Here is a 23,916-nt window from a genome sequence, read left to right as displayed (position 1 = left end):
CTGACGCGTCGGCACGGCGAGCGAACGCCGCGCGTCGCGCGCCCCCTGAGTGGCGTGCCGCCGATCGAAACTGGTTTGTGGGGACGGAAACGAGTGCAGTTCGCGTGCAGGGATAGCCAAGTCAGGTCAACGGCGCAGCGTTCAGGGCGCTGTCTCGTAGGAGTTCGCAGGTTCGAATCCTGCTCCCTGCATGCTCTTTTGGGAGACAAGCTATGAGCAAGACCAATCCGAGGCTCACGAGTCTCATCACTGAACTGAAATCGACCGCCCGCGAGTCGGACAGTCCCGTCTGGCGGGCGGTCGCCGACCGTCTGGAGAAGCCCCGGCGCACCCACGCCGAGGTCAACCTCGGTCGGATCGAACGCTACGCCAAGGAGGAAGAGACAGTCGTCGTGCCGGGCAAGGTGCTCGGCAGCGGCGTCCTCGAAAAGCCCGTCACCGTGGCGGCAGTCGACTTCTCCGGTACGGCCGAAACGAAGATCGATCAAGTCGGGGAGTCGCTCCCGCTGGAGGAGTGCATCGAACAGAACCCCGAGGGTTCGGACGTCCGGGTGATCCGATGAACGCCGCGGAGTTCGAACCCGACGTCGTGGTCGACGCCCGGGACTGCATCCTGGGGCGGGTCGCGAGCCAGGTCGCCGAACGCGCCCTCGATGGCGAGCGCGTCGCCGTGGTCAACGCCGAGGAGGCGGTCATCACGGGCGGCACCGACGACGTGATGGGCGTCTTCGAGGACCGCGCCGACCTCGGCTCGGACAGCGGGCCGTACTACCCCAAACGCCCCGACCGGATCATGAAACGCTCGATCCGCGGGATGCTTCCATACAAAAACCCGCGCGGTCGCGAGGCGTTCGAGCGCGTGCGGGTCTACGTCGGCGATCCCTTCGAGGACGACGCGGCAGTTCTCGACGGGACCTCGCTGGATCGGCTGTCGAACACCAAGTTCGTCCAACTGGGCGACGTGAGCGAGAACCTCGGAGCCAACGTCACATGGTAACGAACACCTCAGGCAAGAAGAAGACCGCGATCGCGCGAGCCACCGTCTCGGAGGGCGAGGGTCGCGTGCGCGTGAACGCGAAACCAGTCGAACTGATCGAGCCCGAGCTGGCACGGCTGAAGATGCTCGAACCGTTCCGCATCGCGGAGGAGCGCCGCGAGAGCGTCGACATCTCCGTCGACGTGGAGGGCGGCGGCACCGTCGGCCAGGCCGACGCGGTCCGGACCGCGATCGCGCGCGGGCTCGTCGAGCACGCGAACGACGCCGAACTCCGCGACGCGTACATGGAGTTCGACCGGTCGCTGCTCGTGAACGACGTCCGCCAGTCCGAGTCTAAGAAATGGGGCGGCCCGGGCGCACGGGCACGCTACCAGAAGTCCTATCGCTAAGATGATCGGGACGCCAGCCCCGGGAGGGAAACGACCATGATGGTGCCCGTGCGGTGTTTCACCTGCGGGAAGGTCGTCGGCGAGCACTGGGAGCCGTTCGAGGCGCGGGTCGAGGACGGCGAGGACCCGGCCGACGTGCTCGACGACCTCGGCGTGGACCGGCACTGCTGTCGCCGAATGCTGGTGTCGCACTCCGACCTCGTCGACATCGTGGCCCCCTATCAGTGATGTCCATGGCGAGCCAACGCTACAATCGATACGAGAAGGCCCGGATCATCGGCGCGCGCGCGCTCCAGATCGCCTACGGCGCGCCCGTGCTGATCGGGACCGATAGCACGGAGCCGATCCTGATCGCGGCCGAGGAGTACGACGCCGGCGTGTTGCCCTTCACGGTGAATCGAGGCCAGCAATGACGCTCGTCACCGAGATCCGACTCCGCCGAATTCTCGACTCCCGTGGGAACCCCACGGTCGAGGCCGAAGTCACCACCGAGTCGGGCGGGTTCGGCCGGGCGGCCGCACCGAGCGGCGCGAGCACCGGCGCGCACGAGGCGACCTCGCTGCCCGCGGGCGAGGCGATCGCGAGCGCGCGCAAGCACGCCGTCCCGCGGATCGAGGGCCAGGTGTACGCCGGCGATCAGCGCTCGGTCGACGCCGCGCTGCGTGCAGCCGACGGCACCGACGACTTCGGTGAGATCGGCGCGAACAGCGCGGTGGCAATCTCGATGGCTGCCGCACACGCCGCGGCCGACGCTCTCGGCGCACCCCTGTACCAGCACTTAGGGGGTGCGTTCCGCGGGAACGACTTTCCCACGCCGCTCGGCAACGTGATCGGCGGCGGCGAGCACGCGGCCCGTGCGACCCACATCCAGGAGTTCCTCGCCGCACCGGTGGGCGCACCCAGCGTCGCGGACGCGGTGTTCGCGAACGCGCAGGTTCACGCCGCAGTCGGCGAGATCCTCGCCGATCGGGACGTTCCCGCGGCGAAAGGTGACGAGGGTGCGTGGGCTCCCGCGATCGAGGATAGCGAGGCGTTCGAGATCGTCGCCGAAGCCACGGAGCAGATCGCCGACGAGGTCGGCTTCGACATCGGGTTCGGCCTCGACGTGGCGGCGACCGAACTCTACGACGCCGACGAGGGTGTCTACCGCTACGGCGACACCGAGCGAACGCCCGACGAGCAGATCGAGTACGTCGCGGACCTCGTCGACGAGTACGATCTCGTCTACGTCGAGGACCCGCTCGACGAGGAGGACTTCGACGGGTTCGCCGACCTGACCGATCGGGTGGGTGATGAAACCCTGATCTGTGGCGACGACCTGTTCGTGACGAACGTCGAGCGGCTCGATCGCGGGATCGAGGCGGGCGCGGCGAACGCCCTCCTCGTGAAACCGAACCAGATCGGGACGCTCTCGGACGCGTTCGACGCGACCGAGCGCGCCGTCGAGAGCGGGCTCGCGCCCGTGATCTCGCACCGATCCGGCGAGACCGAGGACACCACGATCGCACACCTCGCCGTCGCGACCGCCGCACCGTTCGTCAAGACGGGCGCAGTCGGCGGCGAGCGCACAGCCAAGCTAAACGAACTCATCAGAACCGAGGAAACCGCATGAGCAACAACGAAGAGGGTCTCGACGCGGCCGAACGCGACATCGAGGAGGAACCGACCGGCGAAGCCGGCGCGAACCCCGCAGAGGACCCCGCAACCGACGTCAGAGACGAATCGACCGAGGGTACGACCGACGCCGACGAGGCCGAGGGTGACGCCGACGAGGAAATCGAGGACGGGCCGGCGTTCGACGAGGACGTGATGGCCGACGACGAGGCCGACCTCCTCATCCCCGTCGAGGACTACCTCGGCGCGGGCGTCCACATCGGCACCCAGCAGAAGACCGACGAGATGGAGCGGTTCATCCACCGTGTCCGGACCGACGGCCTCTACGTACTTGACGTGGGCCGAACCGACGAGCGCATTCGCACTGCGGCCGACTTCCTCGCGAACTACGACCCCGAGGGGATCCTCGTGGCCTCCTCGCGCCAGTACGGCCGGTTCCCGGCGGAAAAGCTCGCCGACGCCCTCGGCGCGCGCGCCCGGACGGGGCGGTTCATCCCCGGGACGCTCACCAACCCCGACTACGACGGGTACATCGAACCCGACGTGCTCGTGGTGACGGACCCGATCGGCGACGCCCAAGCCGTCACGGAGGCCATTACAGTCGGAATCCCGGTGGTCGCGATGTGCGACTCGAACAACTCCACGAGCAACGTGGACCTCGCGATCCCGACGAACAACAAGGGCCGCCGGGCGCTGTCGGTGGTCTACTGGCTGCTCGCGAACGAGACGCTCGACCGCCGTGGCGCGGACACGATGTACGAACTCGACGACTTCGAAGAGGGCATCTGAACGGCCTCGGCTGCTCTACGCCTGTTCTGCCGATTGGTCGATAGGCACTGTGAAATCGAACTCCAGGTCGTCGGCGTCCCGTCCGACGCAGAGCACTCGCTCGACGAACGCGGTCTTGCCCCGTGAGTACGCCGTCAGGTCGTCGTGGTCGTGAGCCAGTTCTCGTTTCAACTGTTCGTACTCTCGGCGCAGTTCGGGACGACTGCACAGTACCGCGCGAGTGACAACGCTGATCTTCCACTTGCGACCCGACGCTGCAAAGACGTGATCGTTGAACCGCTGGCCGTCGTGAGTACGGAAAAGCGGATACCAGCTATCGGTGTTTTCGAGGCGAGTGCCGCCCAGTTTCGTTTCGAGCGTTTCCGAGACGGTGGCTACGGCATTGTCTGCGACAACGATGTCGACATCGACGATGTCCTTCGCCGGTAGCTCCGGGACGGCGGTCGAACCGACGTGTTCGATGCGTTCGACGTGCTCACCGAGATCGGTGGTACTGATTGCATCGATCACTCGCTCACGTTCGTCTTGGAACAGTCTTCGCCACGTTTCGTAACGCGAGGGCGTTAGCTTGATCGGGTCGTCGTTTGGGTTGACCATTATTCAGCGACAGACAGCGAGATACTTGAAGCTTCATCCAGTGAGTTCGTTGTCCTTTCGCGTCCGAACGAACGTGATGGTCAGTAGGCTGTGGCAACTCACTCGACGACTGGGTACGGAACCACCTCGACCGACTCGTCAGGTTCGAGTGCGGTTTCGGTAAGAACGAATCCGTCGGCGAGCGTCGTCCGGGTGCTCGCCGCGACGAGGCCCGGCCTGAACCGCTCGTCGTAGAGCGAGAGCGACGAATCGACGTGGCCGAGCGCCGTCGCTCGGCCGTCCGTCACGACGACCGGGACCGCGTACTCTCGGTCGACGTCGGGTATCTCAACGTGGTGTTCGGGGGTAGCCGTCACAGTCGGTAGATCAGATTCGCCAGTGAACAGCGGACGGGCGACGAGCACGGCAGCGGTGTGAGCTGCGATCGGCTTTCCAGGAAGTGCGACGACGGGAATGCCATCTACCACAGCGGCCGTCACAGGGCGACCGGGCCGGAGGCGAACGCCGGCGAACAGTGGGTCGTGCTCGGCGAGGGCACTCGAAACGTGATCTGCCGTTCCGACGCTCGTCCCGCCAGTCGTGAGGACAATATCGTGATTCGCGGTCACGTCCTCGATCGTCTCTCGAACCGCGGCGGGATCGTCGGGCACGGTTCGGAGGTCCGCCGGGACGTGCCCCCACGATCGAACGAGGTTGGCGAGAAATTCGGAGTCGCGGTCGGGTTGGCGGCCCTCGTGAATCTCGGTCCCGGTCGCGACGATGCCGACCGTAAATCGCTCGCGGACCGGAAGGGTGTCGATACCGACGTCACGGCAGAGCGCCGCGTGTCGCGGCGCGAGTCGATCGCCCGCGGCGAACAGCCGCTCGTCCGCTTCGGCGGTGGTGCCTCGACAGTGGACGTTCGTTCCGGTGGCGAGATCCCAGGTCGTGAGCTGCCCGTCCGCGACGGTTGCGTCCTCGCGTTTCAACACTGCGTCGGCCCGCGACGGCAGCGGCGCACCCGTGGCGATCCGCACCGCCGTTTCAGGATCGATCTCCGGTGGCTCGTCCTCGGGTGCGACTTCGCCGACGACGGCGAGCGGCGGGTCGTCGTCGGCCACAGCGGCGTAGCCATCCATCGTGGCGTAGTCGTGCGGCGGGACGTCGCGAGGAGCGTGGACGTCCTCGGCGAGCACTCGCCCGGCGATCGCATCCAGTTCGACGGACACCGTGGCGACGTCGGCGAGCGCTGTCGATCGGGCCTCGGTGATCCGTTCGACCGCCACCGAGCGGAGGACCAGCTTGCGGTCGGACATACCGTCTCGTGGCTCGAACGCGTCATATCCCTTCCGCCGGTGTCGGACGATCGGTCGATGGCACTGGACGATCGTGTGTGCGCGACGCGAAACCATGGTAATCTTTTTCATTACATAGCGACATGCTAGGGTGAAGGTGTCTCGCACGCCTTTCGGGAGCAACTCGACACATGGAATTCAGTGGGACGTTCGAACTCGAGGACACGACCACCGAGGAGGTGTGGCTCGCACTCTCGGATCCGGTGATGATCGAGAGCGCGCTTCCCGGATGTGAGTTTCTCGTCCGGGTCGACGACGGCGACGTCGATTTCGACGCGCTCCGCGAGGAGCACGCCGATCGGGACGTCGAACCGACCTCGGACCCGGAAGTCATCGCCGAACGGGCGTTCGAGGAGGGAGGACGCTACGCCGCCGTCATGCAGATCAGCATTGGACCGGTGAATCCGACGTTCGAGACGGTCGTGACGATCGATCACCGCGAACAGCCCGCAATGGAGGCCTCGGGCGAGGGCTCGGCCGGTGATAGCTCGTTCGAGATGACTTCGGGGATGGAACTCTCCGAAGTCGACGACGGCGTCGGGGTGGAGTGGGAGACCGAGGCCGACGTGTTTGGCCGGATCGCCTCGATGGGCCAGCGGGTCATCAACCCAGCGGCGAATCAGGTCGTGAAACGATTCTTCTCGTCGGTTCAAGAAGAGATCCGTGAGCGCGAAATCGCCGAAGACGGCGAGGTCGAAGCGGCAGAGCCGGCCGAGGAGTCCGACGACGACCGCGGCATCGTCGATCGCATTCTCGGTCGGTCGGAGGGCAGTTAACACACATGACAGAACACGATATCGAGGTGACGGTCAACGGCACAGCACACGAACTCACGGTCGATTCCCGGACGCTGCTGGTCCACGCTCTGCGCGACGAGTTGGGCTATACCGGGACGAACGTCGGGTGTGAAAGCTCGACCTGTGGGGCCTGTACCGTTCATCTGGACGGTGACGCGGTGAAGTCCTGTACGCTGCTCGCCGTGCAGGCCGACGGCGCGGAGATCGGGACGGTCGAGGGGCTCGCCGAGGACGGCACCTACGCCCCGATCCAGGAGGGATTCCAGAAGGAACACGGCCTCCAGTGTGGGTACTGCACCCCCGGGATGATGCTCGCCGCGAACGACCTCCTCGATCGGAACGCCGACCCAGACGAGGCGGAGATCCGCGAGGCGATCGAGGGCAACCTCTGTCGGTGTACCGGCTATCAGAACATCGTGAACGCGGTCGAGTTCGCCGCCGACGAGATGGGTGCAGAGGCAGCGACCGACGGTGGCGAGGACGTGACGGGAGCGTCGGCCGCGGACGGCGGAGGTGACGACTGATCATGGGTATCGAAACGATCGAATCCGACGAACTCGACGTGGAGTCGGTGCTCGGCTCGGCGGTCGAGCGCCGCGAGGACCCCTCGCTCATCACGGGCGAGGCCGAGTACACCGACGACATCCAGCGGCCGAACATGGCTCACATGAGTGTGCTCCGGAGCCAGTACGGCCACGCCGAAATCGGCAGCGTCGACACCAGCGACGCCGAGGCGATCGAGGGCGTGATCGGCGTCTACACCGCCGACGACCTCGACGTTCCTGGCGAGGTGCCGGTCGGCTGGCTGCTCGACAGTCTGGAGACGCCGGTCCACCCGCTGCTGGCGGGCGAAACGGCGCGGTATCAGGGCGACGGGATCGCCGTGGTCGTCGCCGAGGAGCGCTACATCGCCAGCGATGCGGCCGACGCCATCGACGTGGACTACGAGCGCCGCGACGCGGTCACCGACCCGAAGGAAGCCGTCGACGACGGCGCGCCCGTGGTCCACGACGATCTCGACGACAACACCGCCTTCGACTGGGAGATCGGGGACGCGGATGAAACGGACGACGCCTTCGCGAACGCGGCCCACACCGCCGAGGTCGATCTGACGAACCAGCGGTTGATCCCGAACGCGATGGAGCCGCGGGCGACGGTGGCGGAGTACAAGCCCGGTACCGAAGAACTGGAGGTCCACATGACCTCCCAGAACCCCCATCTCCATCGGCAGTTGATGTCGGGCGTGCTCGACGTTCCCGAGCACAAGATCCACATCGTCGCGCCCGACGTGGGCGGCGGGTTCGGCTCGAAGATCCACCACTACCCGGACGAGGCGCTTGCGTCGTGGTGTGCGATGGAGACCGGACGACCAGTCAAATGGACCGCCACGCGCACCGAGACCTACCTCACCGACGCCCACGGCCGGGATCACGAGACCCACGGCGAACTCGCGATGGACGAGGAGGGGACGATCACCGGGATGCGCGTGAAGACCTACGCGGGAATGGGCGCGTACCTCTCGACGTTCGCACCCGCCGTGCCAACGTATCTCTACGGGACGCTGCTCTCGGGGCAGTACGACATTCCCGCCATCCACTGCAACGTGGTCGGCGCGTTCACCAACGGCGCACCCGTGGATGCGTACCGGGGTGCCGGTCGTCCCGAAGCGCTGTACGTCGTCGAGCGGCTGATAACCCTCGGCGCGCGCGAGATGGGGATGGACCCCGCGGAGTTCAGACGCCAGAACTTCGTCCCCGACGACGACTTCCCCCATCAGACGCCGGTGGCGGTGGAGTACGACAGCGGGAACTACGAGCCCGCACTCGACAAGGCGCTCGAAGCTGTGGGCTACGACGAACTCAGAGAGCGACAGGAGGAACTCCGCGACGAGGGCCGGTATCTCGGTATCGGGTTCTCCTCGTACATCGAGGCGTGCGGCCTCGCACCCTCGGAACTCGCCGGCCAGCTCGGCGCGCAGGCCGGTCTCTGGGAGTCGGGGCTCGTACGAGTCCATCCCACCGGGAAGGTCACGGCGTTCTGTGGCACTTCTGGCCACGGCCAGGGCCACGAGACCACCTACGCCCAGATCGTCTCGGACGAGCTCGGGATCCCCTACGACGACATCGAGATCGTCGAGGGCGACACCGACGAGATCCCCCAGGGAATGGGAACCTACGGCTCGCGGTCGGCGGCGGTCGGCGGATCGGCGCTCGCGACGAGTTCGCAGAAGGTGGTCGAGAAGGCGAAGAAGATCGCGGCCCACCACCTCGAAGCGGGCGAGGAGGACGTGGAGTTCGCAAACGGCGAGTTCTCGGTCGCGGGCGCACCGGAACGTTCGATGCACATCCAGGACGTCGCCCAGCAGTCCTATCTCGCCCACGACATGCCCGACGGGATCGAACCGGGGCTGGAGGAGACCTCCTTCTACGATCCCGACAACTTCGTGTTCCCCTTTGGTACTCACATCGCGGTCGTGGAGGTCGATCCCGACTCCGGCGAGATCGAGTTCGAGAACTACGTGGCCGTCGACGACGTCGGCCCACAGATCAACCCGAAGATCGTCGAAGGCCAGGTCCACGGCGGCGTCGCCCAGGGGATCGGCCAGGCGCTCTACGAAGGGGCCGAGTACGACGACAACGCCCAGCTCGTGACGGGATCGATGCAGGACTACACCGTGCCGAAGGCTGAACACATCCCCGAGATGGAGACCGACAGCACGGTGACTCCTTCGCCGCACAACCCGCTCGGCGTGAAGGGCGTCGGCGAGGCGGGGACCATCGCGGCCCCCCAGGCCGTCGTCAACGCGGTCACGGACGCGCTTCAACCATTTGGGGTCGACCACATCGACATGCCCCTCACGAGCGAGACGGTCTGGCGGGCGGTGAATGATGGCGCTGCGGCCGGAGAGGACGGGGCTGGTGGCGAGGCGGTTGCAGATGGTGGAGAGCAGGGCGAGTCGTCCGGAGGTGAGGACTGATGTACCCCGACGAGTTCGACTACTACGAAGCCGGAAGCGTCGGGGAGGCGCTCGACCTGCTCGATGAACATTCGGATGCAGAGACCGAGCTACTCGCCGGCGGGCACAGCCTGCTGCCGGCGATGAAGACGGGATTGTCGAGTCCCGACGTCCTGATCGACATCAGCGGCATCGACGCGATGCACGGCATCGAGGTCGACGGGGACACCCTCTCGATCGGTGCGATGACCCGATACAGCGATCTCGTCGAGTCCGACACGGTGGCCGAACACGCGCCCGCGCTCGCTGAAGCCGTTCGTCAGGTGGGTGACGTGCAGGTTCGTAACCGGGGAACGATCGGTGGGAACCTCGCTCACGCCGACCCGGCGGCGGACCTGCCGGGTGCGGCGCTCGCCTCGGACGCAACTCTCGTCGCCGAAGGCTCGGATGGAGAGCGCTCGATCCCGGCTGACGACTTCTTCTTCGGGATGTACACCACCGACGTCGGACCCGACGAACTCCTCACGCGGGTGGAGATCCCGTCGGCCGACGGCGGGGTCGGCGCGTACGCGAAGAAGCCGAGCCCCTCGTCGGGCTACGCGATGGTCGGCGTCGCGGCGCTGATAGAGTCCGACGGCGGCACCGTCACGTCCGCCCGCATCGGCGCGAACGGCGTGATGGATCACGGCGTGCGGCTCGGTCCCGTCGAGGACCAGCTCGCGGGTGGCTCGCTCGACGCCGACGCGATCGCGACGGCCGCGAGTCACGCCGGCGACGATCTCGATACGGACATGATGATGTCGGACCTCCAGGCGTCGAACGAGTTCCGCGCTCAGCTCCTCGAAGTGTACACCGAGCGGGCGCTGACCGCAGCGATGGATCGCACTGGCGGGTCCGCGGCGGCCGACTGACACCCGCGTTCAGTCCGTCGCTTCTCGTCGTCTGCTGGCGACGAACTGGTTATACGTCTCGACCCCTTGTGATGGGTGAGAACGCGTGCCACTATCGACAACCGACACGAGTCGACGTGGAGCCGCCCCCTCCCACCCGAGTCGGTTTCGGGAGTCGAAGTTTCGAACGGACCATCGTCAGCGATCCACGACGCAGAACCGGGTGATCGGATGACCGACGATCGCACCGCCACGTTCGCCGACGCGACCGAGGCGGACGTCCGGGCGGCCTTCGACGCGGAGCACTACGTCGCGGGCGACGAGATCAGTACGACGGTGTCGCTCGCGCTCCGACTCGGCAAGCCGCTGCTGGTGGAGGGCGAACCGGGGGCCGGGAAGACCGAACTCGCGAAGGTGCTGGCCGGCGGGTTCGACGCCGACCTGATCCGACTCCAGTGTTACGAGGGGCTGACGGCCGAGAGCGCGCTCTACGAGTGGAACTACACGAAACAGCTGCTAACTGTGCAGGCCGCCAGCGGCCGTGGAACCACCGGCCCCGAGACCGCCGATTCCGGAGTCGAGGGCGATGGAGCCAGCAGCGTCGGCTCGGGCGGGAACGACACAGGCCAAGCGAGCGAGTCGGTGTTCGCCGAGGAGTACCTGCTGGAGCGGCCGCTGTTGCGCGCGCTCCGCGGCGACGGGCCACGAGTGCTCCTGATCGACGAGGTCGATCGGGCCGACGAGGCGTTCGAGGCGCTCCTGCTCGAAGTGCTCTCGGACTTTCAGGTGAGCGTTCCCGAACTCGGGACCGTGCGGGCGGAAACGCCGCCGGTCGTGGTCATCACCTCGAACCGGACGCGGGGGCTCTCGGACGCGCTCAAGCGCCGGTGTCTGTACCTCCACGTCGCGCCGCCCTCGATCGAAAAGGAGCGCGCGATCCTCGAACGCAAAGTGCCGGAGCTCGACGGGAGGGTGGCCGCCGAACTGTGCGGGGCGGCGGGTCGGCTCCGCGAGGAACCGCTGTTGAAGCCGCCTGGCGCGGCCGAAACCATCGACTGGGCGCGAGCGGTCGCCGCGCTCCGGGACGACGGGAGTGAGGGGTCGCTCGACCGTGACGAGATCGAGCACACGCTCGGCTGTCTCCTGAAGGAGGTCGAGGACATCGAACGCGTCGACGACGATCTGCTCGCGACGCTGCTCGACGCCGCCGACACGGCTCGGGCGGAGGCCGACTGATGGGCGACGAACCGCGATCCGGCGGGTTCGACGCCCTAACCGATTCCACGATCGATGGGCTCGGCGCTCCGGAAACGGACGGTACCGACGTTCCGGATTTCGTCGCCGCGCGCGACCACGTTCGCGACGAACTCGTCCGGTTCGCCCGCGCGCTCCGGCGGGCCGGCGTGGACGTGCCCGCGAACGCGGCGACGACCGCCGCTCGGGCACTGGTCGTGGTCGGGTTCGACGACCGCGACCGCGTGCGGACCGCACTCCGGGCGTGCCTCGTCACCGACCACGCCGATCGGACGACGTTCGACGACCTGTTCGCCGAGTTCTGGCGACGACTGACTGCGGGCCTCGATACCGGTGGGCCGGCGGAGCGAGCCGACGACGGCCCCGACGGTGGGTTCGCCCCACTCGATGCCACGGCGGCCCCGGGAGATCCCGAGCGGGCCGGCGAGGAGAGCGACGAGGCCGAGGAGGCTGACCGTGATCGAGAACGGTGGGACCACGGTGCGGTCGTGGGGAGCGGCGAGAACGCGACCGACGGCGAGGCGGCGACCGCACGCTACAGCCCGTCGGGCCAACGAACCGCGGTGTCCGTTCCCGGAATCGCGAACACGGGACTCGACGACGTGTTTCGGGGGCTGACGGACGCGCTCGCCGAGCTTGCGGGGCGGCGGTGGGGGCCTGGCGACGACACGCCCGACGTCCGGCGCGCGCTCCGAGCGAGCGTCGGGACCGGTGGAACGGTCGTCGACGTGCCGGAGCGCGAGCACCGCCGGACCGACGTGCGGGCGTGTCTCCTCGTCGACGTGAGCCGGTCGGTGCTCGACGTACTCGATCGTTCGTTCCTGATCGGATTTCTCCGACGAGCCACGGCGGAGTGGCGCGACGTCCGCGTGTTCTTCTTCGACGAGGACCTCCGGGAGGTCACAGACGCGTTCGACGCGCGGAGCTCGCAAGCGGCGCTCGACGCGCTCGACCGCGCCGAAACCGAGTGGGGTGGCGGAACCAGAATCGGCGCGTCGCTTGCACAGCTCCGCACGGATTCCCCTGAAGCCGTCTCGCGCGAGTCGGCGGTGTTCGTGCTCAGCGACGGCCTCGAAACCGACGACGTCGACGTGCTCGAACGCGAGGCGGCGCGGCTCTCGCGGCGCGCGGGCGCGGTGTTCTGGTGCAACCCGCTCGCGGCCTCCGTCGAGTACGAGCCGACCGCCCGCGGGATGGCCGCCGCGCTGCCGTACGTCGACGGGCTGTTCGCCTTCAGCGGTCCCGCGGACCTCGCCGAGATGGCGCGCCAGCTCGATCGTCGAGGTCAGCACGGTCGGATCGGGTACGAGTACGACCCGCGACGGATCGGCACCAACCACCAACCGACGACACATCCCACATCATGACCGACACGAACTGGAGCGTTCCCGAGACCACAGTTTTAGCGGCCGTCGGCGACGCGCTCGACGCCGGCCGCGAGGCCGTCCTCGCAACGGTCATCGATGTCGAGGGCAGCGCCTACCGGCGGCCCGGCGCGAAGATGGTGATCGAGGCGGGCGAAAGCGCGGGCTCGGTCACCGCCGGCTGTCTGGAGGACGAGGTCCGCACGATCGCTGCCGACGTCCGCGCGGCCGGCGAGCCACGGGTCGAGACGTTCGATCTCACCGGCGACGACGGAACGTGGGGGCTCGGAATGGGCTGTAACGGGATCATCACGATCCTCCTCGAACCCGTCGACGAGAGCCACCGGCCGGTCGTCGAGCGCGTCGCCGAGGGCAGAGACGTCGGCGTCGTCACGGTCGTCGACGGCGACCGCCCCCGCGGTAAGCGTGGGTACTACACCCCCGAGGATGGGTTTGCGGGCGACCTTCCCGAGTGGCTCCGCACCGCACTCGCCGAGCCGACCGCGGCGTTGCTCGATCGGGGCGAAGCCGACACGCTGCGGATCGACCGCGACGAGGGGAGCGTCGAGGTGTTCGTCGACGGGATCGAGGCCCCGCCACATCTCGTGGTGTTCGGGTCGGGGCCCGACGTCGGGCCGGTCGTCGATCTCGCGAAACGGGCGGAGTTCCGGGTGACGGTGGTCGGTTTTCGGGGTGCACAGGCGAGCACGGAGGCGTTTCCGGCTGCCGACGAAGTGCTCGCGAGTTCACCGGCGAACGTCGAGAGCGCGGTCGAGTTCGATCCCGACACCTACGCGGTCGTGATGACGCACAACTTCGTCGACGATCGGCTGGTGCTCGAAACGCTGCTCGACACGCCGGTGCCCTACATCGGGCTCATGGGACCCGACGAGCGCTTCGAGGAGCTCCTCGACGCGTTCGTCGAGGATGGCGTTACGTTTCCGGAGGACGCTTTCGACCGGATCCACACCCCGATCGGCCTCGACCTCGGCGGTGACTCACCCTACCGGATCGCCTACAGCATCGTCGCCGAACTCCTCGCGGTCGCGAACGGCCGGACGCCCCAGCATCTCTCCGATCGGGAGGGACCGATCCACGACCGGGTCGATTCCAGGACGGTAGACGACGTGGCTCCCGAGTGATCGATCCGACGACCGGCCGCGGACGATTGCGGTTCGGAATCGGGGGGAGTCGCAAACACTGTTAGGCCCCCCATCGGAAGGCTGAGCATGGCTGTCTCCAGCGCCCCCGGGAAGGTCTATCTCTTCGGCGAGCACGCGGTGGTCTACGGCGAGCCCGCGGTGCCGTGTGCGATCGAACGCCGAGCCACGGTCGACGTCACCGCCCGCTCGGACGGACGGCTCCGGGTCGACGCCGGTGACCTCACGCTCGACGGCTTCACGGTGGAGTACGGCGGCGACGGTGCACCCGACGTCGACGTGCCCGAATCGCTCGTCGAGGCGGCGACGGGCTACGTCGACGGCGCGGTCGAACAGGCCCGCGAAGCGGCCGATGCGCCCGAGATCGGCTTCGACGTCGACATCGAGAGCGCGATCCCGCTCGGAGCCGGACTGGGCTCGTCCGCGGCGGTGGCCGTCGCGGGAATCGACGCCGCGACCCGCGAGCTCGGCGTCGAACTCCCTCCCGAGGAGCTCGCCGAGCGGGCCTATCGGGTCGAACACGGAGTTCAGAACGGCGAGGCTTCGCGCGCGGACACGTTCTGTTCGGCGATGGGCGGCGCGGTACGCGTCGAGGGCGAGGACTGCCGGCGGCTCGACGCTCCCTCGCTCCCGTTCGTGATCGGGTACGACGGCGGTGCGGGCGACACGGGCGCACTCGTCTCCGGGGTGCGTGAACTCCGCGAGGAGTACGACTTCGCCGCCGACACCGTGAGCGCGATCGGCGACCTCGTTCGCCAGGGCGAGCGCGCGCTCGACGCGAACGACCTCGACGAGCTCGGCCGGCTGATGGACGTGAACCACGGTCTCCTGAGCGCGCTCGGAGTTTCGGCGCGCTCGCTCGACGCGATGGTGTGGGCCGCCCGCGAGGCGGGCGCGCGCGGCGCGAAACTCACCGGTGCGGGCGGCGGGGGCTGTGTCGTCGCGCTCGACGAGACCGAGGCCACCCGGACCGCGCTCCACTACACCCCGGGCTGTGAGGAGGCGTTTCGGGCGGAGCTCGACACCGACGGCGTGCGCCGGGAGGATGGATGACGACCTCGTTGCGAGTGGAACGAGCGAACGGCAAGGAAGGGAGCGGAGCCGCATGACCACCGTCCTCAAGCTCGGGGGAAGCGTCATCACCGACAAATCGAGTCCCGAAACGCTCGACGAGACGAATCTCGATCGTGCCGTCGATGCGGTGGCAGATCACGACGAGCCCCTCGTTCTCGTCCACGGTGGCGGGAGCTTCGGTCATCACCACGCGAGTCAGCACGGTCTCAGCGATACCGTGGGCAGCCACGACCCGGAAGCGGCGCTCGCGGTCCACGATGCAATGGCGGAGTTGAACGATGCCGTCGTGGATGCGCTCGGCGAGCGCGACGTGCCCGCACTCCCGATCCACCCGCTTTCGGTCGGCGCGCGCGACGACGCGGGTGCCCTCTCGCTCGCGACCGCTGGCGTCGAGACGCTGCTCGCCGAGGGGTTCGTGCCCGTGGTTCAGGCCGACGTGATCGCCCACGCGAGCCGCGGCGTGACGATCGTGAGCGGCGACGAACTCGTGGCCGTGCTCGCCGAATGCGTCGACGCCGACCGAGTCGGGCTGTGCTCGGCGGTACCAGGTGTGTTCGACGCCGACGGCGACGTGATCGATCGGATCGAGTCGTTCGATGGAGTCGCTGACGCGTTGGGCGGCAGCGACGCGACCGACGTGACGGGCGGAATGAGCGCGAAGGTCCGGACGCTGCTCGACATGGACGCGCCAGCGTGGGTGTTCGGGATCGACGGCCTCGACGGGTTCTTGGATGGAGGATCGCCGGGAACTCGGGTTGGATAATCGCGAACCGAAGTCACCACCGCGGTGCGAGCCACGCAGTTTTTAAGACCCCCGGCCCGTAAGCACAGATATCCGAGAGACCGCCCCGGGTGCGGTCGGGGCGGCCGGGCGGGTCGCGCGACCTCGCCAGCCGGCATTCGAGCGTGTCCGCGGGCGGCTCGGGAGTAACAACTATGGAAATCGATATCGCAACGATCGGCGGCTACGAGGAAGTCGGCCGACAGATGACGGCCGTGCGGGCGGGCGACGACATCGTGGTGTTCGACATGGGCCTCAACCTTTCGAAGGTCCTGATCCACGACAACGTCGAAACCGAACGGATGCACAGTCTCGACCTGATCGACATGGGCGCGATCCCCGACGACCGGGTCATGAGCGATCTGGATGGCGAAGTCCAAGCGATCGTGCCGACCCACGGTCACCTCGATCACATCGGGGCCATCTCGAAGCTCGCCCACCGCTACGACGCGCCGGTGGTCGCGACGCCGTTCACGATCGAACTGATCAAACAGCAGATCGAGAGCGAGGAGAAGTTCGGGGTCGGCAACGACCTCGTGAAGATGGATCCCGGCGAGTCGATGGAGATCGGCAACGGGCTCGATCTCGAGTTCGTGAACGTCACCCACTCGATCATCGACGCGATCAACCCCGTGCTCCACACGCCCGAGGGCTCGATCATCTACGGGCTCGACAAGCGGATGGACCACACGCCGGTGATCGGCGACCCGATCGACATGGACCGCTTCGGCGAGATCGCTCGCGAGGGCGAGGGCGTGCTGTGTTACATCGAGGACTGCACGAACGCCGGCCGGAAAGGGCGGACGCCGAGCGAGCAGCACGCACGCAACCACGTCAGGGACGTGATCTACAGCATGGAGGACTACGACGGCGGGATCGTCGCCACCACCTTCTCCAGCCAGATCGCGCGCGTGACGAGCCTCGTGGAGTTCGCGAAGGACATCGGTCGCCAGCCCGTTCTGTTGGGGCGGTCGATGGAGAAATACTCCGGAACCGCCGAACGCCTCGACTTCGTCGACTTCCCCGACGATCTCGGGATGTTCGGGCATCGCCAGTCGGTCGATCGAACGTTCAAGCGAATCATGAACGAGGGCAAGGAGAACTTCCTGCCGATCGTGACGGGCCATCAGGGCGAGCCGCGCGCGATGCTCACCCGGATGGGCCGGGGCGAGACGCCCTACCAGCTCGACGAGGGCGACAAGGTCATCTTCAGCGCACGGGTCATCCCCGAGCCGACCAACGAGGGCCAGCGCTACCAGTCCGAGCAACTCCTCGGGATGCAGGGCGCGCGGATCTACGACGACGTCCACGTGTCGGGCCACCTGTCCCAGGAGGGCCACTACGAGATGCTCCGGACGCTCCAGCCCCACCACGTGATCCCGGCGCACAACGATCTCGAACACCTCGCACGCTACATCGATCTCGCCGAGGACCAGGGCTACGAGCTGGGGCGTGACATCCACGCCTCGCGCAACGGCAACGTGGTCTCGCTCGTGGAATGAGCGACGAGGCGGCGGCGCTCGCGGCGGTCGAGGCCAGGCGTGAACGGATCGACGAGGCGCTGGTCGAGCGACTGCCGATCCAAGAGCCCGAACGCCTCTACCGTGCCTCGCGTCACCTCGTCGACGCCGGGGGCAAGCGGCTCCGCCCCGCCGTCACGCTGCTCGTCGCGGAGGCGCTCGCCGGTATCGAGTCGCCGGACGCAAAGGTGAACTATCAGGCGTTTCCGACGCTCGATGCGACGGACGTCGGCGTCGGTGCCGCAGCCGATAAGAGCACCGGCGACACCCACGAAACGATCGACGTGATGGCCGCGGCGACCAGCATCGAGACGATCCAGTCGTTCACCCTCGTCCACGACGACATCATGGACGCCGACGACCTCCGTCGGGGCGTGCCGTCGGTCCACCGGGCGTACGACACCGAGACCGCGATCCTCGCCGGCGACACGCTCTACGCGAAGGCGTTCGAGTTCATGCTCGAATCGGGCGCACCGCCCGAACGCACCGTCGAGGCGCTCTCGGAGCTCGCCCGAACCTGCACGCGGATCTGCGAGGGCCAGGCGCTCGACGTCGCCTTCGAGACGCGCGAGGACGTCACGACCGACGAGTACATCCGGATGGTCGAGCAGAAAACTGCAGTACTCTACGCGGCGGCCGCGCGAGTGCCCGCTCTCCTGCTCGGTGCCGACGACACGACCGCCGACGCGCTCCGTCAGTACGGGCTCGACGTCGGCCGCGCGTTCCAGATCCGCGACGACGTGCTCGATCTCACGGTGCCGAGCGAACAGCTGGGCAAACAGCGCGGGAGCGACCTCGTCGAGAACAAGCGGACCGCGGTCACGCTCCACGCGCGCGAACAGGGCGTCGATATCGAGGGGCTGATCGACGCCGACGACCCCGAAACCGTCGACGACGCCGCGATCGACGCGGCCGTGGCTCGGCTCGACGACGCCGGCAGCATCGAGTACGCACGGACGCTCTCGCGCGACCTCGTCGACCGCGGGAAGGCCCGGCTCGACGTTCTCCCCGACTCGGCGGCCCGCGATCACCTCCGCGATCTCGCGGAGTATCTCGTCGAGCGCGGCTACTGACGGGCCGTGGGATCCCCGAGCGGTCAGTTTCGGCCACGGAGCGCGACCGTGAGCACGATCGCCGCGACCAGGAGAGCGACGAGTGCGACCGGGGAGCGACTCCCCGCCGCGCTCCCGGCGACGACGTAGCCACAGCCCGCCACCAGCGACGTCACGACGCCGGTCGCCGCGACGTGGACGACCTCGATCCGATGCGTGTCGGCTACCCGTCCGAGCCGCACACCCACGGTGACGGCGTTCTGTCCCGCATCCCACGCGAGCACGGCGGCGACGGTCGTGATCAGGGCCACCGACGGTCGCGTGCCGAGCGCCCCGGCGACCACGATCCCCACGAACAGTCCCGCACCGCCGAGCGTGATCGCGGTGCGGGAACCCCGGCAGACACCGACCCCGACCGCCACCGCGCCGACCAGCCCCGGGAGCGCGGCCGGCGGCCCCGCCGCCACCGCGAGCACGAGAAGCGCGACCGTACCGAAGCCGATCCCCAACAGGCTGCTCAGTCGTGCGGGTGACCGATCGATCGTCGCGCTCACCGCGTCGTCCACCCCGCGTTCGCGCCGCGAGTGGCTCCCGACCCCCCACCGGCTCGGCGGTGTGCCATCGCTGTGGACAGCGGTTCGTCGGCGGATCCCGACCGATCGAGCACCGGGATCCCGGCGGAACGGAGGTCGGTGATCCGGAGCGCCCGCTCGACGCGCGCCAGCTGGCGGCCCGGCGAGGTCGTGGTCGTCGGATCCGGGCTGACCACCGATGCGGGACGACCGGCCGCGTCGACCCGCCGTATCCAGGCCGCGAGCCCGTCGTCACAGAGCGGCGACAGGACCACCACCTGTGCGTCGGCCGGCAGACGACGCCGGAGCCACGCCCCGGGGTCACGATCCCCGTCTCCCGGTTCGGCTCCGTCCGGCGCGGTATGGGTGTCTGCGCTCGGATCGACGCCGGGGTCCCCGCGCCGCGCGGCCAGCGCCGGATGGGTCGCGAGCAGTCGTCGCGCCCGCTCACGGTGGGCCTCGCCGGTGTCCGGCGCGAGCCAGCACCGTTCCGGGTGTGTCGAGAGCGCACCGACACCGACGCGCGTGGCGTCGTCGAGGAGCGTGGTGACGATCCGCCCGGCGGCCTCGACGCTCCGCTCCACCGCCGATCGCTCGTCGGGATCGGGTGCGAGAAACGCCGTCGGGCGGGCGTCGATCACCACCACGACGATCGGCACTCGCTCGGCGCGAAACTGGAGCGTCGAGAGGTCGCCGGTTTTCGCCAGCCGGTTCCAGTCGATCCGTGCGGGCGGGTCGCCCGGCCGGTACTCACGCGTGGCGTGGAACGTGACGCCGCTCCCGGTCGCAGCGGTCGGCATGCGCCCGCCGAACCGCTCGGCGTGCGTGCGGAGCGCGACGTCGGTGAGGGGGTCCGGTTGCGGTACGCACGTGATGGCCACCGACCCCGATACCTGGACACGAGCGAGGCGCTCGACGCTGCCGCTGGCGTCGCGTGCGATCACCTTCGCCGGCGTGAAGCGGTGGTCGCCGCGCACGGCGGTGAGGGTGTACGAGAAGGTGGTCGCCTTCCCCGGGCGGAGCGCCACGCCGTGTCGTGGCGAGCCGTCGGTCACGACGAGACCCGACGGAACGCCGTCGATCACGGCACAGTCGGGACACAGCGAATCGCCCGCGTTGCGGACGGTCACGGTGACCACGACGTCGTCACCGACGGCGGGACGCGGATCGCTCACCGATCGCTCGACGTCGAGCGCGATCGTCGGAGTCGTCGCAGCCCGGGCGTACGCCGCCAGCCCGACGCCGACGGCGCTGGCGAGCAGCAGCGACGGCCGGCGGAGGACGATCCCGATCGCGCCCGCGGCGAGTGCCACACCGGTCGCACCCCGCCAGCGTGCCGTCGGGTGATCGATCGACTCGCCCGCCGCGGGAAACCGTCGCTCGTCGATGTCGGCGCGGTCCTCTGACTTGCTCGTCCTCGTGCGCTGGTCGGCCCCGCTCTCGCGCGTTTCTGGGGGCAAGGGACGAACCGAAACCGACCGTTCGCCCTCTCCGCCCTCGTGATCGGTGTCGCCCGCCGAGATGCTCGGAGGGTCTCGCTCGAACCGGCGGGTGAGTGCACCGATGGCGTGGCGTGCACGCCGCGCGATCGGCGGTTCGCCGGTCCAGAGAGCGCGAAGCTCGCGCGTCGACGCTCGCTCGACGGTCGTGTCGGTGAAAAACGCCGCCGCGTGCGGGTCGTCGGTCCACGTCCCCGCCGCCAACTGCTCCCGGATCCGCTCCACGTCGGCTCCCTCCCGGGCGAGCACCTGGTGTGCCGCCCGTTCGATACGTGCTTGGAGCGCCCGGCGTCCCGTCGACGGTTCGTCGTCGTGCGGGCCGGTCCGTGAGAGCGCCCCGATCCGGCGGTCGATCCCGTCGCCGGGGACCGCGTTGGTCCGCCCCTCCGGCGTCGGGAGCGCGAGCGACCGGCGGTCGGCACGGAGCCGCGCCGCAGCGAGGGCGACCGCGACCGCGAGCGCGACCACCGCGATCGCGGCGACGCCGGCCGAAACGACGTCGACGTCGGGCACGAGGCCCGGGACGAACGCACCCGCGAGACCGGCGAGTCCCAGGACGACGCCCCCCACGAGCAGGAGGCGTCCACGAACGCTCACGGGCGCGTCTCTCCCCGTTCGTGGTCGTCGGCCGGGGAACGGATCCGGTCGATCGCGGCCGTCGCCCGCCGTTCGGCGTCGTCGGTGACCGCCGTCCCACCGTACCGCACCCCGCGGAAGAGCCGCGTGAGTTCGGCGACCGCGGCCGGGTTCATGCCGGCGTCGACGGCGGCGGCCGCGAACTCGCCCGGCGACCGCGACGCGGTGTGGGGGATCTCGGTCCGCCGAGCCATCTCCCACCACGCTCGATACACCTCGTTCGGGAGCTCGTGGGGTTCGGACGGCTCCGGGCGATCGTCGTCCGCAGCGGTCGTCGGCGTCGGCTCCCGATCGGCGGGCGCGGCGGCGTCGTCGCGGGTCGCCCAGAAAACGAGCGCGACGCCAGCGACCGCGACGCCGGCCACGGCGACGAGGACGACCAGCGGGGGGACCGCGTTCGAACCGGTGCTGCCGGCGTTCCCCGAACTGAAACTTCCCCCGAACCCGCCACCCCCGCCACCGCCGACAGCGCCCGGCGATGGGTTCGACGACCGGTTGCCGGTTCGGTCGACACGTTCGCCGCCGTCGGTCGCGTCCCCACCGACGCCGAAGCCGCTCTGGATCGGCGTCGAACCGATCGCGGACGCGGCAACGCCGATCACGACGACGGCGAAAAGACCGAGGAGCGCGATACCGACGGCGTCTCGCCTCACGGTTCGTGGTTACTGTCCGTTGACTTGAACGTTGCCGTCGTCCTCCACGGAACCGTCCGGGCTATCCCTCGATCGCGCTCCCCGCCCGCACGATCCGCTCCTCGCCGAACGCCGGGCCGACGAACTGGATGCCGACCGGCAGTCCATCCGCGGTTCCGGCGGGCACCGAGATCGCGGGCAGGTCGGCGAGGTTCACCGGGACGGTGTTCGCGTCCATCAGGTAGAGCTGGAGGGGATCGTCGAGGCTCTCGCCGAGCTTCGGCGGGAGGACGGGCATCGTCGGGCTCGCGAGCACGTCCGCTTCGGCGAGCGCGCTATCGAAGTCCCGTTTGATCCACGCGCGGGCGTCCTGGGCCTTCTTGTAGTACCTGTCGTGGTAGCCGGCCGAGAGGGCGTACGTCCCGAGCAGGATTCGGCGCTTGACCTCCGGGCCGAAGCCGGCCTCGCGCGAACGCGCGAACGCGTCGTTCCAGTCGCCGTCGAACCCTCCTGACTCGCCGTACCGGACCCCGTCGAACCGTGCGAGGTTCGAGGAAGCCTCCGCCATCGCGATGACGTAGTACGCCTGCACGGCGTGTTCGAGCGAGTCGAGTTCGACCTCGCGGATCTCGGCACCCCGGGCGGCGAGATCGTCGATCGTGTCCTCGAAGACCGATCGAACCCGGTCGTCGGCCCCCTCGACGAGATCGGCGAGGACGCCGACGGTCATCCCCTCGACGTCACCGTCGGCGGCGGCCGCGTAGTTCGCGTCGTCGCCGCGATCACGGGTCGTCGCGTCGCGCTCGTCCGCCCCCGCGATGACGTCGAGGAGTTCGGCAGCCCCCTCGACGGTGGGTGCGAGCGGCCCGATCTGCTCCAGGCTGTTCGCGTACGCGACCAGCCCGTACCGCGAGACGAGTCCGTAGGTGGGTTTGATCCCGACGACGCCACAGAACGCGGCGGGACACCGCACCGAACCCCCCGTATCGGAGCCGAGTGCGAGATCGGCCTCGCCCGCGGCGACCGCCGCCGCGCTCCCGCCCGACGACCCCCCTGGAACCCGCTCGTCGTCGACGGGGTTCGTCGTCGGGCCGAAGTGGGAGGTCTCGGTGGTGGTGCCCATCCCGAACTCGTCCATGTTGGTTTTCCCGGCGATCGTCGCGCCCGCCTCCTTCAGCCGTTCGACCACAGTGGCGTCGTACGGCGGGACGTACGCTTCGAGCATCGTCGAGCCACAGGTGGTCCGGACGCCGTCGGTCGAGATGTTGTCCTTCACCGCGACCGTCCGGTCGGCGAGCGGCCCCGTCGACGCCCCCTCGATCGCCTCGCGGGTGATGAACGCGTCGTGGCTCATCCGACCGGCGGCCCCTCGAAGTAGCCGTCCTCGGTGGCCGGTGCGTTCCGGAGCGCTTCCTCCTGAGTCAGTCCGTCGCGCACCTCGTCGGTCCGGAGAACGTTCGCGAGATCCGGCTCCGATTCGATCTCGGGGACCTCGTCGAGCGCGTCGAAGTACTCCAGGACTGCGGCGAACTGCTCGGCGAACGCCTCGGTCTCGTCCTCAGCGAGGTCGACCCGCGCGAGATCGGCGACGTGGCGGACTTCGGCCGGGTCGACGCTCCCGTTGCTCATATCGTCCGGGGAACTGCGCCGGCACTAAGGGTTTCGATAGCGCCGGTCGGCGGGCGCAGGGTTCGTACGAGCCGCGATCCGCTGCAACGTTCGACGGTGATCGTCGAAACCGCGCTGACCGGCAGTACACGCCATCCAACGGGTGATCCGAAACGGACGAAAAACGGGCCATGAGTGTCCGATTCCGGCGGAGGGTTTAAAACGCTTGACCCCAAATACAAAAACGCTTCGAACGTTCTGTAGCGCCTTCCGAGCACATCATTCGAGCACCAAGCATCATGGCCGACACGCGCGAACGCACACGAGACATCGAGGAGGAGAGCGACGCCGAAACCGAGGTCGAGCGGGAACGAGAGGAGACCTCCGAAAACGAACTGCTC

Annotated in this window: 25 protein-coding genes and 1 tRNA gene; 19 read left to right on the top strand and 7 right to left on the bottom strand. The window is 68.5% G+C overall.

Going from position 1 to position 23,916, the window contains the following annotated elements:
* Positions 1–106: 106 nt before the first annotated feature.
* The 8 genes from TX76_RS15605 to rpsB all read left to right on the top strand — a co-directional run bounded on the left by TX76_RS15605 (position 107) and on the right by rpsB (position 3,789).
* Positions 107–191: transfer RNA gene (locus TX76_RS15605), tRNA-Leu, on the top strand.
* Positions 192–212: 21 nt separating this feature from the next.
* Positions 213–563 (top strand): 50S ribosomal protein L18e, encoded by a 351-nt coding sequence (locus tag TX76_RS15600; protein WP_049903732.1) that lies wholly within the window; start codon positions 213–215, stop codon positions 561–563.
* Entirely contained in the window at positions 560–997 is a 438-nt protein-coding gene (locus TX76_RS15595) for a 50S ribosomal protein L13 (protein ID WP_049903730.1), read from the top strand. Before TX76_RS15600 ends, TX76_RS15595 begins: the two co-directional genes overlap by 4 nt.
* Positions 991–1,386 carry a 30S ribosomal protein S9 gene (locus tag TX76_RS15590; RefSeq protein ID WP_049903728.1) on the top strand — a complete coding sequence of 132 codons (396 nt, stop codon included), beginning with the start codon at positions 991–993 and terminating at the stop codon, positions 1,384–1,386. Before TX76_RS15595 ends, TX76_RS15590 begins: the two co-directional genes overlap by 7 nt.
* Before the next feature lie 36 nt (positions 1,387–1,422).
* Positions 1,423–1,614 carry a DNA-directed RNA polymerase subunit N gene (locus TX76_RS15585; RefSeq protein WP_006076171.1) on the top strand — a complete coding sequence of 64 codons (192 nt, stop codon included), beginning with the start codon at positions 1,423–1,425 and terminating at the stop codon, positions 1,612–1,614.
* A 5-nt stretch (positions 1,615–1,619) separates the two neighbouring features.
* Positions 1,620–1,799 carry a DNA-directed RNA polymerase subunit K gene (locus TX76_RS15580; RefSeq protein ID WP_049903754.1) on the top strand — a complete coding sequence of 60 codons (180 nt, stop codon included), beginning with the start codon at positions 1,620–1,622 and terminating at the stop codon, positions 1,797–1,799.
* Complete coding sequence (eno, locus tag TX76_RS15575) at positions 1,796–2,998, top strand: phosphopyruvate hydratase (protein ID WP_049903727.1); 1,203 nt, start codon at positions 1,796–1,798, stop codon at positions 2,996–2,998. The genes TX76_RS15580 and eno overlap by 4 nt, the downstream gene beginning before the upstream one ends.
* Positions 2,995–3,789 carry a 30S ribosomal protein S2 gene (gene rpsB / locus TX76_RS15570; protein ID WP_049903725.1) on the top strand — a complete coding sequence of 265 codons (795 nt, stop codon included), beginning with the start codon at positions 2,995–2,997 and terminating at the stop codon, positions 3,787–3,789. The genes eno and rpsB overlap by 4 nt, the downstream gene beginning before the upstream one ends.
* Before the next feature lie 15 nt (positions 3,790–3,804).
* Here the strand turns inward: rpsB and TX76_RS15565 are convergent, their stop codons facing one another.
* Both TX76_RS15565 and TX76_RS15560 read right to left on the bottom strand, forming a co-directional pair.
* A complete protein-coding gene (locus tag TX76_RS15565) occupies positions 3,805–4,386 on the bottom strand; it encodes a GrpB family protein (protein ID WP_049903723.1) in 582 nt (193 codons plus the stop codon).
* A gap of 98 nt (positions 4,387–4,484) precedes the next feature.
* Positions 4,485–5,681 carry a molybdopterin molybdotransferase MoeA gene (locus tag TX76_RS15560; protein ID WP_049903752.1) on the bottom strand — a complete coding sequence of 399 codons (1,197 nt, stop codon included), beginning with the start codon at positions 5,679–5,681 and terminating at the stop codon, positions 4,485–4,487.
* 170 nt (positions 5,682–5,851) lie between these two features.
* On the opposite strand from TX76_RS15560, the gene TX76_RS15555 reads away from it, so the two are divergent.
* The 11 genes from TX76_RS15555 (at position 5,852) to TX76_RS15505 (ending at position 18,589) form a co-directional block, all read left to right on the top strand.
* A complete protein-coding gene (locus TX76_RS15555) occupies positions 5,852–6,496 on the top strand; it encodes a CoxG family protein (RefSeq protein ID WP_049903722.1) in 645 nt (214 codons plus the stop codon).
* Positions 6,497–6,501: 5 nt separating this feature from the next.
* Positions 6,502–7,041, top strand: coding sequence for a (2Fe-2S)-binding protein (locus TX76_RS15550; RefSeq protein ID WP_049903720.1), 540 nt, complete (start codon positions 6,502–6,504; stop codon positions 7,039–7,041).
* Positions 7,042–7,043: 2 nt separating this feature from the next.
* Positions 7,044–9,494, top strand: a complete 2,451-nt coding sequence (locus TX76_RS15545) for a xanthine dehydrogenase family protein molybdopterin-binding subunit (RefSeq protein ID WP_049903719.1) — start codon at positions 7,044–7,046, stop codon at positions 9,492–9,494.
* A complete protein-coding gene (locus TX76_RS15540; RefSeq protein WP_049903716.1) occupies positions 9,494–10,384 on the top strand; it encodes an FAD binding domain-containing protein in 891 nt (296 codons plus the stop codon). Before TX76_RS15545 ends, TX76_RS15540 begins: the two co-directional genes overlap by 1 nt.
* 210 nt (positions 10,385–10,594) lie before the next feature.
* The gene (locus TX76_RS15535) at positions 10,595–11,599 is read left to right on the top strand and encodes an AAA family ATPase (protein WP_049903750.1); all 1,005 of its coding nucleotides are present in this window, start codon (positions 10,595–10,597) and stop codon (positions 11,597–11,599) included.
* Positions 11,599–12,984, top strand: coding sequence for a VWA domain-containing protein (locus TX76_RS15530; RefSeq protein WP_079890859.1), 1,386 nt, complete (start codon positions 11,599–11,601; stop codon positions 12,982–12,984). Before TX76_RS15535 ends, TX76_RS15530 begins: the two co-directional genes overlap by 1 nt.
* Positions 12,981–14,123, top strand: a complete 1,143-nt coding sequence (locus TX76_RS15525; protein WP_049903714.1) for an XdhC family protein — start codon at positions 12,981–12,983, stop codon at positions 14,121–14,123. Before TX76_RS15530 ends, TX76_RS15525 begins: the two co-directional genes overlap by 4 nt.
* An 87-nt stretch (positions 14,124–14,210) precedes the next feature.
* A complete protein-coding gene (gene mvk / locus TX76_RS15520) occupies positions 14,211–15,194 on the top strand; it encodes a mevalonate kinase (RefSeq protein WP_049903712.1) in 984 nt (327 codons plus the stop codon).
* Between the two features lie 52 nt (positions 15,195–15,246).
* The gene (locus tag TX76_RS15515) at positions 15,247–15,978 is read left to right on the top strand and encodes an isopentenyl phosphate kinase (protein ID WP_049903710.1); all 732 of its coding nucleotides are present in this window, start codon (positions 15,247–15,249) and stop codon (positions 15,976–15,978) included.
* Between the two features lie 173 nt (positions 15,979–16,151).
* Complete coding sequence (locus tag TX76_RS15510; RefSeq protein ID WP_049903708.1) at positions 16,152–17,498, top strand: RNase J family beta-CASP ribonuclease; 1,347 nt, start codon at positions 16,152–16,154, stop codon at positions 17,496–17,498.
* Positions 17,495–18,589 carry a polyprenyl synthetase family protein gene (locus TX76_RS15505; RefSeq protein WP_049903705.1) on the top strand — a complete coding sequence of 365 codons (1,095 nt, stop codon included), beginning with the start codon at positions 17,495–17,497 and terminating at the stop codon, positions 18,587–18,589. Before TX76_RS15510 ends, TX76_RS15505 begins: the two co-directional genes overlap by 4 nt.
* 23 nt (positions 18,590–18,612) lie before the next feature.
* Here the strand turns inward: TX76_RS15505 and TX76_RS15500 are convergent, their stop codons facing one another.
* The 5 genes from TX76_RS15500 to gatC form a co-directional block, all read right to left on the bottom strand.
* The gene (locus tag TX76_RS15500) at positions 18,613–19,122 is read right to left on the bottom strand and encodes a DUF7519 family protein (RefSeq protein ID WP_154019107.1); all 510 of its coding nucleotides are present in this window, start codon (positions 19,120–19,122) and stop codon (positions 18,613–18,615) included.
* Complete coding sequence (locus TX76_RS18435; RefSeq protein ID WP_228842406.1) at positions 19,119–21,236, bottom strand: DUF58 domain-containing protein; 2,118 nt, start codon at positions 21,234–21,236, stop codon at positions 19,119–19,121. The genes TX76_RS15500 and TX76_RS18435 overlap by 4 nt, the downstream gene beginning before the upstream one ends.
* A complete protein-coding gene (locus TX76_RS15490; protein WP_049903700.1) occupies positions 21,233–21,928 on the bottom strand; it encodes a DUF4129 domain-containing protein in 696 nt (231 codons plus the stop codon). Before TX76_RS15490 ends, TX76_RS18435 begins: the two co-directional genes overlap by 4 nt.
* A 61-nt stretch (positions 21,929–21,989) precedes the next feature.
* Positions 21,990–23,261, bottom strand: coding sequence for an Asp-tRNA(Asn)/Glu-tRNA(Gln) amidotransferase subunit GatA (gene gatA, locus TX76_RS15485; RefSeq protein ID WP_049903698.1), 1,272 nt, complete (start codon positions 23,259–23,261; stop codon positions 21,990–21,992).
* Entirely contained in the window at positions 23,258–23,536 is a 279-nt protein-coding gene (gene gatC, locus TX76_RS15480) for an Asp-tRNA(Asn)/Glu-tRNA(Gln) amidotransferase subunit GatC (protein ID WP_049903695.1), read from the bottom strand. Before gatC ends, gatA begins: the two co-directional genes overlap by 4 nt.
* Positions 23,537–23,916: the final 380 nt, after the last annotated feature.

This window comes from Halococcus agarilyticus (assembly GCF_000334895.1).
GTDB classification, from domain to species: domain Archaea; phylum Halobacteriota; class Halobacteria; order Halobacteriales; family Halococcaceae; genus Halococcus; species Halococcus agarilyticus.
Note: the sequence above shows the minus strand (reverse complement) of the source record. Positions and strands in the feature narration are given on the sequence as shown.